General features: G+C 32.9%; 13 protein-coding genes. 3 read left to right on the top strand and 10 right to left on the bottom strand.

The genetic code is table 11. The features are described 5' to 3' along the window. Nucleotide 1: 1 nt before the first annotated feature. From AAC084_RS04015 to AAC084_RS04000, 4 genes are all read right to left on the bottom strand, one after another. Nucleotides 2-1,789: a P-loop NTPase fold protein gene (locus tag AAC084_RS04015; protein ID WP_339837247.1), complete on the bottom strand. Its 1,788-nt coding sequence runs from the start codon at nucleotides 1,787-1,789 to the stop codon at nucleotides 2-4. An 822-nt stretch (nucleotides 1,790-2,611) separates the two neighbouring features. Next, on the bottom strand, nucleotides 2,612-3,067 hold the full coding sequence (locus AAC084_RS04010) for a nuclear transport factor 2 family protein (protein ID WP_339837245.1): 456 nt from the start codon (nucleotides 3,065-3,067) through the stop codon (nucleotides 2,612-2,614). Nucleotides 3,068-3,131: 64 nt separating this feature from the next. Beyond that, nucleotides 3,132-4,340, bottom strand: a complete 1,209-nt coding sequence (locus tag AAC084_RS04005; RefSeq protein ID WP_339837243.1) for a PQQ-dependent sugar dehydrogenase — start codon at nucleotides 4,338-4,340, stop codon at nucleotides 3,132-3,134. Between the two features lie 98 nt (nucleotides 4,341-4,438). Further along, nucleotides 4,439-5,065: a helix-turn-helix domain-containing protein gene (locus AAC084_RS04000; protein WP_339837241.1), complete on the bottom strand. Its 627-nt coding sequence runs from the start codon at nucleotides 5,063-5,065 to the stop codon at nucleotides 4,439-4,441. Here AAC084_RS04000 and AAC084_RS03995 point away from each other — a divergent pair, their 5' ends adjacent. After that, entirely contained in the window at nucleotides 5,066-5,248 is a 183-nt protein-coding gene (locus tag AAC084_RS03995; protein WP_339837239.1) for a hypothetical protein, read from the top strand. A 763-nt stretch (nucleotides 5,249-6,011) separates the two neighbouring features. Here AAC084_RS03995 and AAC084_RS03990 read toward each other — a convergent pair. The 6 genes from AAC084_RS03990 to AAC084_RS03965 all read right to left on the bottom strand — a co-directional run bounded on the left by AAC084_RS03990 (nucleotide 6,012) and on the right by AAC084_RS03965 (nucleotide 11,202). Next, nucleotides 6,012-6,578: a hypothetical protein gene (locus tag AAC084_RS03990; RefSeq protein ID WP_339837237.1), complete on the bottom strand. Its 567-nt coding sequence runs from the start codon at nucleotides 6,576-6,578 to the stop codon at nucleotides 6,012-6,014. After that, nucleotides 6,565-7,428 carry an alpha/beta hydrolase gene (locus AAC084_RS03985; protein ID WP_339837235.1) on the bottom strand — a complete coding sequence of 288 codons (864 nt, stop codon included), beginning with the start codon at nucleotides 7,426-7,428 and terminating at the stop codon, nucleotides 6,565-6,567. Before AAC084_RS03985 ends, AAC084_RS03990 begins: the two co-directional genes overlap by 14 nt. 1 nt (nucleotide 7,429) lies before the next feature. Further along, nucleotides 7,430-8,161, bottom strand: coding sequence for an NAD(P)-binding oxidoreductase (locus AAC084_RS03980; RefSeq protein WP_339837232.1), 732 nt, complete (start codon nucleotides 8,159-8,161; stop codon nucleotides 7,430-7,432). 84 nt (nucleotides 8,162-8,245) lie between these two features. After that, entirely contained in the window at nucleotides 8,246-9,301 is a 1,056-nt protein-coding gene (locus AAC084_RS03975; RefSeq protein WP_339837230.1) for a serine hydrolase domain-containing protein, read from the bottom strand. A gap of 192 nt (nucleotides 9,302-9,493) precedes the next feature. Next, the gene (locus AAC084_RS03970; protein WP_339837228.1) at nucleotides 9,494-10,042 is read right to left on the bottom strand and encodes a hypothetical protein; all 549 of its coding nucleotides are present in this window, start codon (nucleotides 10,040-10,042) and stop codon (nucleotides 9,494-9,496) included. Further along, nucleotides 10,039-11,202, bottom strand: a complete 1,164-nt coding sequence (locus AAC084_RS03965) for an MFS transporter (RefSeq protein ID WP_339837226.1) — start codon at nucleotides 11,200-11,202, stop codon at nucleotides 10,039-10,041. Before AAC084_RS03965 ends, AAC084_RS03970 begins: the two co-directional genes overlap by 4 nt. 134 nt (nucleotides 11,203-11,336) lie before the next feature. On the opposite strand from AAC084_RS03965, the gene AAC084_RS03960 reads away from it, so the two are divergent. Then, nucleotides 11,337-11,609, top strand: coding sequence for a cupin domain-containing protein (locus tag AAC084_RS03960; RefSeq protein ID WP_339837224.1), 273 nt, complete (start codon nucleotides 11,337-11,339; stop codon nucleotides 11,607-11,609). Nucleotides 11,610-11,638: 29 nt separating this feature from the next. Next, on the top strand, nucleotides 11,639-12,205 hold the full coding sequence (locus tag AAC084_RS03955; RefSeq protein WP_339837222.1) for an AraC family transcriptional regulator: 567 nt from the start codon (nucleotides 11,639-11,641) through the stop codon (nucleotides 12,203-12,205). Nucleotides 12,206-12,548: the final 343 nt, after the last annotated feature.

Here is a 12,548-nt window from a genome sequence, read left to right as displayed (position 1 = left end):
ATTATAATTTTGACTTGGCTATTTTGGACAACATAGAAATGTTAGAATTTGACCATTTGAAAATAATTTTCTTTGCAGTCGGCTCAAATGGAGTTCCATCAGTTAATAAAAGTAAATTTGGCACATTAGCAGGCATAATTATACTTTCAGAGGCATTATCCATAAAAGCACAATATTCTGATATTAATATTGGATGTTTTTGACAAAACTTTAAAAGAAGTATGTTAAGTTTTCCTCTTTCTTTGATTACCTCTTCAATACTAATTCTATTCGATATTTCTGAAAAAATTGACGTTATATCAGTTGATGACAAGTTTAAGCTACCCTTTAATGCTTTAGTTTGCAACGCACCTCCTTTTAGTAAGTTTTCAAGTATTTCTCTAGCTTCTAATGAGATTCTTTTATTGGATAATAATTCAAAATTCGAATTTCCTCTTGTAAAATAAAAGTAGTTTTTAAGGTCAATCTCACCGAGCTTTGGTTCTGTGCTAATCCATTTTTTCAACCACGTATCACTCATCCAGACATCAAATGAACTATCAATATTTTCACTTGCTTCATCAATATTTTCAACACTTTTAAGGACATTTTGATCTTTCTCATATGAAGCCTTCACAAGTTGGTTAAAAGATTCTGTTTTAAAATATTCCAGTAACATCAATTTCGCAAGAACATTCTTCTTCAAATCTATCCCTTTTGATTTAGCCATATTTAGTCTAATCATCAACATATTCAAAAATCGCTTGCATTGTCTTGGATTGCCGCTTAATATTGAAACTAATATTGAATTTATTTGTTTAGAAAGAATTAAATCTAGTTTTAAACCTTCAGGCACAATACTTAAGTAATCGGAAATATTTTCTGAATTTAATTTTGAAGTAATAATATCATCCGATGAATTATTAAATGCTTTATAGATTAATTCTTCGAATTCGGTAGATTTAAGATGTAATTTTGAGAAAAGAAAATTTGTATAAGTTTCGAATTCTGGCTCACTCATCGACGGAATTCGAATAGGGAAATGAATCAATTTTTCAATATAATCCTTACTTACATCATAATCAGTTGAAGGTAATTCAGGAAACTTCTTTTTGACAGCGTAATTAATTAGGCGCTCATCTGCAGATATTATAAAAATACTTTTGTCTACAAAAAGAAATAATTTAATAGCTTCAAGTGTGGATATTATTGTGTCCGGATTGCATCTGTCTAAATCATCAATTAATACTATTACTCTGTTTATATTCGTTTCTTCTATCAAAGTCTCAAAATCATTATGAAAGTCTCTTATTCCTTTTTCAATTATATCTTGATTTTCATCTTGTATTTCTTTAACATAATCTTCTATATTCAAATCAGATATCTCTTTTAATGCATTTGCATAGTCAAAATCCGTATTACTTGCCATATAAGTATTAAAACCTATTTGACCTGTTTTTGTCAATACCTTAAGCCATTTAACTTTTTTAACTAAACGTCCAATATACTTTAAGGCTTTATTGTCCCAAGTTCTACTCTTAATTAATTCATCGACAAGAGTACTTAATAATGCTATTTTTGCATCTTCATAACCTTCAAATAGCCAACCATTAAATTTTATTATTAAGTTGTCCTTCTTTGTGTTTTCAAGTTCAATCATCTTCATCAAACTTGATTTTCCACTTCCCCAATCTCCATACACTCCTATAGTCGAAGGGACTAAATTGTCATTATTAATTATAAGATTAATTGAATCAGTTAAATATTTGTAATCAATTAAGTCTTGATTAGTTTCGTTATCGTTCCACATAATTTGGAATACTAATTATAAAGGGTTAGGCACAAGGTGTAGGTTAAACCTTGTTGCTATATTTCTAAAAGAATGAGGAGTTCTAAAAGTAATAAAATTTAACAAGTAACCAATTACGGAAAACCGTAATAGAGTTAATTATTGTAGTAAAATGCCATTCCACACACATTACACTCCCCTCCTATCGTCGGCTCGCATAATAAGTGTTTATTCATTGCTAGTTTATTGTTTTTTAAAGGTATTCATGAACCTCGCGTTCCTCGGTTTCATTACCTTTTGAGAAGAAACTTTTTAGAAGAAAAATTTTAAAGAAGATGTAGTACCAAGTACGCAAACGCTTCGACCCGCTCAAAAAATAAAAAGTCTACTAGACCTTTTATTTTTATGCCGTACCAAAGCAAAGTGTCATAACGCAAGACGTTATAGAGTGGAAGTAACAGATTAGCAATTACGCCAGCTCACCAACCCGCTCAAAAATATAATGATTCTTAATCTTTATATCTTATGCCGTATATCAAATAGCGAAAAGTTATAGGTAATATCCTTGAATTCCTAAATTATTAATGGTTGCGCTTATAATCCATACGTTGACTTAGAACTCTAAGAATAAAAATTCTGCTCTTCAATATATTCAGATACATCTCTGTCTAAGTCTGCATTTTCATTAAGTACTTGAAAAACATCGTGCATTTCTAGAAAGTACTTTTGAGCTTGAAGCAAACCAACCTGGTTCGTCTTGTCCGGTCAAAACTTCACCTTGCTCATTAATATTTCACCATCCTGATTTATAACAATCAGTGTTTGCAATGTAAAATTGTCTAATTATCTATCATGCTCAACATAACCTGAATAATCTGTTTGGGTTGCTGTTTTACTAATAATTTTCCATCCTGCTCCATCGATATTTTTCAGTAAAAAAAGATCTATATATCTTGATTTTCGTTCTGGGATGACGATTTCGGCTCTGGCCGTTGCAATATCTTTTTCAATTTCAATTTTCAGTATTTTTCCAACACGACCATTGAATTTTCCAGGAGTACGATTTTTAAAAAATCCGGTGTATTCTTGAGGTGTATAAATCTTAAACTCCCCTTCTTTATTAGTAAGGTATAAGGTGGCGTTATGTGCAAAGGCTTTTTTTATTTGGTCAATCTTGGTATACGAACTACCTTCAATATAGTCATTCAATGTAATTCGAATTTCTTCTGCATCAGTAGACTGACTATACAATACAGAAGCGAATAGTACAGCGATTAAGGCAAGTAGTGTCTTTTTCATAGTTTATGGTTTTTTGGTACGTATAAATTTATGTTTCTATATTCCTTTTGATATCTACAGCGTATTATTTGGCATAGGTATTTGGTTCAATCAATATCATTTTACCCTCGGTTTCATCAGTAAGTAAATACAGCTTTCCGTCGGGACTCTGTACAACTTTTCGTGTACGTACTCTATCATTTACAAAGAGTTCTTCTAAACTTATAATGGTTTCGTTTTCAAGAACAACACGCCAAAGACTGCCCCTTGAGAGACCTGAAACAAATAGATTGTCTTTCCATTGAGGAAATTCATCACCGGTATAAAATGTTAGACCAGTAGGTGCTACTGTTTGTAGCCAATACCACTTTGGGTCTGTAAAAACTCGATTTTCTAGAGAAGGAGGTTCATAACCCTGTCCTCGGTATCCTCCAGTAGTTTTGATTGGCCAACCGTAGTTGGCTCCAAATTTCAAAAGATTAATTTCATCTCCTTGATTCGTTCCATGCTCGGTAAACCATATTGCCCCAGTTTTTTTGTTCAATGTGATTCCTTGAGAAGCTCGAATACCAAGCGCGTACAGCCCAAGGACTGCCTCCTTTCCGAAATCAGGATTATCATCAGGAATGCTACCATCTGCATTTAACCTATAGATTTTTCCCCTCTTATCCGCTAGATTTTGAGCGATTGGAATGGCTGGCTGGTTAATTTCGGAAAATAGTCGTTCGCCAACCGTGATATATAGTTTGCTATCAGCACCAAAGGTCATGCCTCCACCATAATGAAATAGGCCTTCGGTATAAGGTTCTGCCACCAAAATAGAACGTACTTGTGTTAACGAGTCGTTTTCTAGAACTGCACTAATGACTTTGGTGGTTGATAATGGCCCTTTTTGTGTAGCATAGGAAAGGTAAAGGGTGTGGTTTGTATCAAAATTAGGATGCAGTACCACATCAAAAATACCCGCATTATATTTTATTCGCTTACCATGAGCACTCCTGGGGAAGCTACCGGGAGCATAGGCCTTGGTATTTATGGTAATGGTATCCATTAAATCTGAAGGAAATCCTTTAATCTTTATTTTTTCTTTGGTCTCAAGATTGACCTTTAATAGATGACCATCTTTTTCTGAAATCAAAGCCACTTCATTTGAAAGAAAAGCAGCACTCCAAGGACGTTTAAGTCCTTCCAAAACAATTCTCTTTTGTGGTTGAATATTATCTACAGCGACATCTTTCTTTATGGGAGTACATGCTATAAAAACCAATCCGAGCAATACCAATATTCTTTTCATATCAATGTATACTTATCGATACAAGAATAGTGTCAATACAGATGTTTTCCTACCAAAATCAAGATTCTGGCACACAAAAGGAAGTTTTTCTGGACTTATTATAAAGAATGTGATTGGCGATATTCAATTGCCGTTATTTGAGTCAGTTTCTTAAACGTAGCGTTGAAAGATGATATGCTATTAAATCCGCTGTCATATGCAATAGCTGATATCTTATAGTTGGCATATTCTTCTAAAAGTAAAAGTCTTTTCGCCTCTTCTACTCTATGCGTTGCGATGTATTGCGAATAATTTTTTTTATGCACTTGGTTAATCGCCTGCGATACTTGTTTGGTAGAAATACCTAAGCGAGCACTTGTTTTGGCTAATGTCAATTCAGGATCCAGAAACAATTTTTCATCTTCCATTAAGACATCCAATTGGTTTACACTGTAAACGGACTTAGCATAGTTTAAAGAAGAATTGGAATATTTTTCTCTATTGATTTTAAATAAAAAAGGGTTTTTTAGAGCCCATATTCCAAAGAAAATAATGACCACCGAAAACAAAAAGGCCGTCCCTAAATAATAAGGAATGATAGTATTGCTGATTAAAAAATAAATGACCAACATGAATAACGTAACACTTATAAAATAAAACAGCCACTTTTTTATTGATTCGTTTTGTACCACATCTTTTGGCTGCTTGTATAACCATATTAGCGAAATCACGGTATACACTGCCATATGCAAAATAAGGAAGGTATAGAACAACCGTGCGATGGTAGAATGATTATTGGGTATGGCCCAGCAAAACATAACATAAAGCAAAGCTGGCACATAATGAATAAAGATTTTAGAGCGATTTATAGAAGTATCGGGTTTAGAGAGATAGTTTGTGTAAAACCAGATAGAAGGTCCGATAGTTAATAAAAAGCCAAGGAAAACATTTCTGATTACTGGATTTATAGGAAAATAATTAAAGAATAGCGACTTGCCTATTCGCAGGCTAAACGCTAGCAGATAAATGGTCAAAAAAATGTTCGCTTTTGGTTGTTTCTTATAGGTTATGATGAGAAAGGTTGCAAAAAAAAGACTTAGCATTACTCCGATACTACCGAACAACAATTCTATGTGCTTAAATAGCTGTGCATTAGCTTCCATACTTACAAAGGAACAAATTTCTTGGCTTTCTCCTAGATTTGGCTAGCGCTATTTTTATCAAGAGTTTAAAATGCTAACGCTCAACTAATAAATGTGTAATGAAAACCATAATAAAGTAAAATATCATGCTACACACATTACACTCCCCTCCTACTATTGGCTCGTATAATTTGTGTTTATTCACAAGATATTTATTGTTTTTAAAGGAGTTCATGAACCTAGAATGTGATTTGGCTAGCGCCTAATCTCATTCTTCGATTTCATTAACTTTTATAAGAAAGTTTTTAGAAAGAAAAAAAAGAAATAGTAACAACTTTGCCCGCAAACCATCTCGCTCAAAAAATAAAGATTCTTAATCTTTATTTTTATTCCGTAACCAAAGCAAAGTGACATAACGCAGAACATTATTGTATAAACTTGATTATTAGTTTAGCCACTGGCTGAAGCAATAATTAAGAAGGCTGGAACGCTGGCATAATTCCATAAAAGTTTAATCGATGTAAGCCACAATTCCATATTTGGTAACCTCTCAATTGATATTACTGGTTTTCTTAAAAAACTTAATGCCAACTAGTACTAAGATCATTATTAGAGCAACAAAAAATATACTGGTTGAAATACTTTTTATAACCGAAAACATACTTGTAATATTAACTGTTGTTTCTGTAAAATCTGGATAACTATTAAGCATTGTAATGATTCCGATATTTTCTGAATAATCTGCAATTCCTGTAATAATGGGTAAAAGACATAAATAAATAAATGGTGTTTTAAGTTTGTTTATTTTCTTTAGAAAATATGCCATTACAAGACAATAGGAAATACCAAAGAGCAATGGATAAATCATATCTACTGGGATATGGCTGGTTAGATACGTTTCACGCCCGATGTCGCCAAGAGAACTGAACAATTTGTTTACATAATTGAAATCATAGCCTGTAGGCATCATATCTAACAATTTCATTCCATTCGCGAATTCCATTGTTTTAGGAATGGTAACCATTAGCATAAAAGCATACACTAGATTGGTTATAATGAAAAGCCCTAAAACTTTTTTCCCCGATATATTTTTCTCAATAATTTTATTCAAAATCATCACGTATAAGATTTACAATTCGTTTATTATCAACATCATTTTGAACATGTTTTGACTGTTCTAAAACTATCGTTTTCTTTAATGAGGGAAATATTTTATTGGCCCGTTTAATCATTTTTTCGCCAGGAAACATCAAGTCATTTTTAGCAGCTATAAGGGTAATAGGCGTTTTTATAGATTTTGCAGCTTGCGATTTAATAACAGGTACTGGCGAAAAATCCATTTTAAAATGTAAAAACACTTTGGAAAGAAATTGTATTGCAAATTCATCTTTTTCTGTGAAAAGCTCCTTTAAAAAACGTTCTACATACTTTATGTTTTTAGTTTTTATATAGCGTTTCATGGGAATGAAGACTTTAAATAATGCTTTTAAAGGGTTGCCGTTTACAATGTATGCGGGTGCTGTTAAAAACACTTCTTTAATGTTAATATCCTTAAACTCTAAGGCTTTTAAAATAACCAGACCACCAAACGAAAACCCTGCAAGAGTTACATTTTTTAGATTTAAATGATCCATAACCTCATGTAACCACTTTCCGTAATCATCATTTTTCATGGATAATCGTGTTTCTGCGCTTTTGTTTGGTTGCGCTAATACATCAACTGCAAAAACTTGAAAATGCGATTCTAATCCTGAATAGGTTTCTAATGCTATTGGTGCACAACCATTTGAACCATGAACAAGCAGTATTGGTGGTTTTGAGGCATCACCAGTAATAATCAAATTAGTTTTACCAAAAGAGGTATTTACTTCTTTATAATGATATTTGATATTTATATCCTTTAATTTTTGATCATAAAGGTTTAAAATTTCTGTTTTTCCTTTTTCTGACTTGTATAGTGATTCCATTTTAATCCTGGTGTGATTTACTGTAAATTACGGGCATTTGTCCCTCCCATCTAGCCCATAAGTCGTCGTCATTAATTAAACTAGCCATAAAGTGACCCACATTTATACGGCTCACTTTGCCGGCATTAAATATAGCACTTCGTGTAGGTGAAGGGTGTATCTCATAATCGCTAACTTCTTCTTCGTTAATTAAGCCATCTGGTCTCACAGCAACCCATTCAATAGTAGTATTGTTTTGCCCAATTTGAATTCGTAAATAATCAGCAGCTTTTTCGTTATCTACATGAGGCGGTAATAACAAACGAAGAAGCCCAATAACACATTTTTGAGCAAAAGAAATAGGTTCGTTTAAGTCGCGATTACGATTACCGGTAGTGTTCATTAAAACAAACTTTGTTGGTCTTTGATGATTGTTTAATTTTACCGCATTACATAAACGACGAGTCGCATCAGTCACCAATTTTCTAGGTTGCCCGTAAACACCTTTCCAAGTTAAATTATGACCTAAGCAAGAAGCAATAACATTACAATCGCTTACAATCTCACTCATTTTGTTATCACTTAACTCTAATAGACTCGCAGAGATGATTTGTATATTAGTATTGGTTTTCCATGATTCTGGTAACTTTTCAGGAGACCGCACAATTACTTTTACATAATGTTTTTCAATTAGAAGTTGCTCCACTAATTGACTACCCGTTGCTCCACTTGCGCCTACTACTAAAATTGTCATACTGATTTTTTTTGATTGAATGATGTGTCTTTAAGACGTTATATTCATACAATTGTTACACTTATTAATTATATGTATAGTTTGTTATTGAGACTTTGCCTTACGTAAGATTTTAACAATTCGGGTATGTGTTATTTGCAGCAAATTCCATTGGTAACCATCAAAATCAGTGGTATTCATAAATTGAACAACAACTGCATCAATATCTTTATGGTATTCTGCCATACTCTGGTAACCTGGAATCAACCCACCATGATTAAACTCATAAATGGACGCATAGATTTCCATTTCGTTCTCATTAAGCAAAGAACCATCGTTTAAAGCTCTTAAAAAGATACCAACATCTTCAGCCGTAGCAATCATATTACCATAGTCTGTCGTTTTTGTATCCTCTTCAAATCCGACATAATAACCACTCATTAAGTCGTCCATATTTACGTCCTTAAGTGAACCATACGTGTTTTTAAGCCCAAGAGGATTTAATATGACCTCTTTTATAAACTGAAAATTAGGTTGCTCTGTAATCTTTTCAATAAGCATATGAAGCAACAAATAGTTGGTGTTTGAATATTCGTAGTCTTCATTCGGGTTAAAGTTTGCTGGTAAATCAAGGACGAGGTCTAAAGCAGCTTCGCTTGATTCTGGTGGATCATTCCAAAAATTTGGAGTATTAGTAAAATTAGGAATCCCACTTCTATGTTGTACCATCATTCTTAAAGTGATACTTTCAGCATTTTCAATTCTTCCTTTTAATTCTGGAAAGTAATCCGCAAGTGTTCTATCTAAAGACAAACGCTTGTCATGTACTAATTTAGTTATCGCTACAGCTTCATATAACTTAGTTATACTTGCAATTTTGAATAAAGCTTTAGGATTGGCTGGAATTTTAAGTTCTCGGTTATGATAACCAGCCCCATAGAATGCTGGTGGTTTGCCAGATTCATCTACATATACAAGGACACCATCAAAACCATAACTTAAGGATTGGTCAACTTGCTTCTGAACAGTATCTGGTAATGGCACTATCCATGCTTTTACTAAAATCCAAGGCACAAACCATAAGGAGATAAAAGTACCAACAAGTAATACTATCCTAAAAATTTGTTTGCCTTTATTGGTCTTTCGTTTAGTAGTTTCCATTATTCTTTACTATTGTTTTTAATTTATAGTACAAGTATATTTCAGATTGGAATAAAAGTAAATTATGAATTACCGAACTGTAAAATATTATGGATGAATTGGATCTTGTATGCTTAATCGTATATATAATTCACAAACCATTGTTATTTCTAATTGTAGTGAATTCCTAGTTACAAAATATGATGATTTTAACTATATCGAAATTTTCATATGATGTATTACCCTTAGCAAACTTGAATTATTTCCAGTATTTAAAAAGTAAACCACTAAGGCCAAAAATCGGGTTTTTTTTGGAATTGGAATTTGACGAATTCTTTCCACAGCGGCTACATGTTTGTCTTTTTCATCAAAAATCATATCCCATTCTGCGCCATTCGGATAGCCGCCAATGGCTTCATAAAAAATTTCATTGCTAAGAGAGTAATGACCAACGCCCGCTGGAATTAATATAACATCACCCGTTTTTATTGAAACAATACTACCATATTTTCCTCCAATTTTCAAACTTACTTGGCCTTTATTTATGCCAATTACCTCATGTGTAGTACTATGGTAATGGTTTTTGGTCATAATAATATCTGCCCAATTATTCGACCAATTGTTTGATTCAAAAACAGCCCTTATTGAAGTGCCAGACTTCATTTCAACACTTTTCAAAACATCTCTATAAACGATTACTGGTAATTTGCTATTTGGTGTTATACCATCATCTTTAAAAAATAAAACTTCTGGTTTTATCATGATTTGGAAGCGGGTTTTAATTTAAAGTAAGTTAATGCAATCGACCAGGCAATCAAAATTGCTAAAAACACATAACCTATTAGAAGACTAGAGATATTTGATATAAAACCTATAATAACTGGTCCGACTAGAAAGCCGAGAAACCCTACCCCTGAAACAAAGGAAATCGAAACTGATGTAGGTATGTTTTTTGTTCTACCTGCTAATCTAAATAACTCAGGAATGATTACGGAAAGACCTAAGCCCAATATGCCAAAACCAAGCACAGAAACGTATAAAGTTGATGTTAATATTAGTACATAAGAACCTAAGGAGATTATGCATCCATAAATAATTACTTTAATAGGTCCGTATTTTTGACTAACACCATCCCCTAAAAATCTTCCTAAAGTCATACATAGCGAAAAAGCTATGAAACCTAAACCAGCAACACTCTCCGAAACTTTTACTATATCATAAAGAAATAGATTGCTCCAGTGTTCTACGGCACCTTCATTACACATAATTATAAAAGCAACAAAAGCAAGCACTACTAATGGACGTAGTTTTTTTAATCCCCCTATTTTTTCTTTTGATGCAATCGGGGCGTCTTTTATATGAGAATAGTTTTTAGCTAACAACAAATTAGTGAATACAACAAAACCAAATATGATTAACATATGCCAAAAGGGTGTGGCGATTATGCCTATGAGTATACTGCCTATTCCTGCCCCCAGAAAACCACCCAGGCTAAAAAAACCATGCGCTGCTGACATGAAATTTGTCTTGTCTCTATTTTCAATGGTAACGACTAAAGCATTCATGGCAACATCAGTAAAGCCCGAAAAAATACCGGCAAAAAATAAGCTTACACCTAACAAAGTAAAACTAGGTACTAGCAGAGGTATATTAAAAAGTAAGGCGTACATAAGTATACCCAAAAATGTGGATTTACCTACCCCAATTTTTTTAGTAATTATAGGAACTAAAGGTATAGCCACTAAAATACCTAATGCTAAGCAAAAGAGCGCTAACCCGATTTGACCATCATTTAGTGCAAATTTGGTCTTTATATACGGTAAATAGAGTACCCATGTACCTGTTACCATATTTAGTGAGGCAAACACCCATACAGGTGCGAAGTATTTTAAATTGGTTAAAATAAGTTTTAAAGATTTCATTAAAATGGGTTGACATAATTGATATGCAAAGAAAAGGGCATGCGTAGCAAAAAGATATCAGGATTTATTCTGATATAAACACAATTTATTCCCTTATGTCTATCTATTCACAAATAGTTACTAATATTGTGTTGATGAAAGCCACTTATGAGCATATTGATTTTCCGATAAAGAATTCGTATCACATACAGCGGTTTGATAAAGCCAAGCCATGTGAGCACAATGGATTGCATTTACACCATGGTTATGAAATTGTATATGTGAAAAACGGAAAAGGAACTATTAAGGTTCAAGGAAAGGAAGTTAAATATACTGACGGCGCACTTATTTTTATAGGCCCATCTATTCCCATTTTGGTTTTTCAAATGCTACTTATGATGATAATTTTGAAGTGGTTATACATCTAGATGATACTTTCGTTAAGAATCGTATTAGCATGTTTCCAGAATTTTCGGGTATTTTAAAACTATTTGAAAGTTCAAAGAAGGTTTTGGTATTTGATAACCAAACGAAGAAAAACCAAGCTGCATTATTTAAGCGTATAACTCGATTGGATGCAGCAGAACAATTAATAGCTATATTTAATTTACTCGCTGGGCTATCTAAAGAGAACACGCCCCAAAGTTTATTGGGAAAAAACCTTGGGGAACACTATGCTCAGAACAAGCAGATAAAAAAAGTGTTTGATTATATTAATGATAATTTTCACAATCGAATTAGCACCCAAGATATAGCGAGTGAGATAGGTTTGACTACAAATTCATTTTGCAGGATGTTTAAAAAATTAACTGGAGAATCTTTTATAGGATACTTAAAGGACTATAGAATACATAGAGCTGCAATTCTATTAGAGGATACTGACGATAACACTTCAAAAATCATGCAGGAGTGCGGGTTCGAAAACCCATCCTATTTTGCTAAAGTTTTTGTACAAATAAAGAATCTGCAACCTGTGGAATATAGAAAGAACTTTCGAAAGTTAAATTTACAATTAAGTACTTGATGATTTAACTAATGTTCATTTTGCACACTTACCTGGCCGACAAGAAGACATTTTTTAATAGCTAGTAATTTTATAGCAAAGATTTCATGTATCTCACTAAAGGTTCAGTGTCATTACCCTCCTACTGTCGGTCAACAGATTTGTCTTAATTTTCTTAGGCTCTAGTTACATAACACGGAACATTATTGAACATAAATATTCTATAATCCCAACATTAGATCAAATAGCGAATAGTTATCAAAAATATTTCAGAATTGCATACTGTCGACAGCTGTGAATTTAATATTAAAGGTCGTAGTCTATTAACAATCAAGAGTCTATAATATAGTTGTACTAAGTGTGA

The organism is uncultured Maribacter sp., from assembly GCF_963977385.1.
GTDB lineage: Bacteria > Bacteroidota > Bacteroidia > Flavobacteriales > Flavobacteriaceae > Maribacter.
The sequence above is the reverse complement of the archived record's forward strand: the minus strand, read 5'-3'. Positions and strand labels throughout refer to the sequence as shown.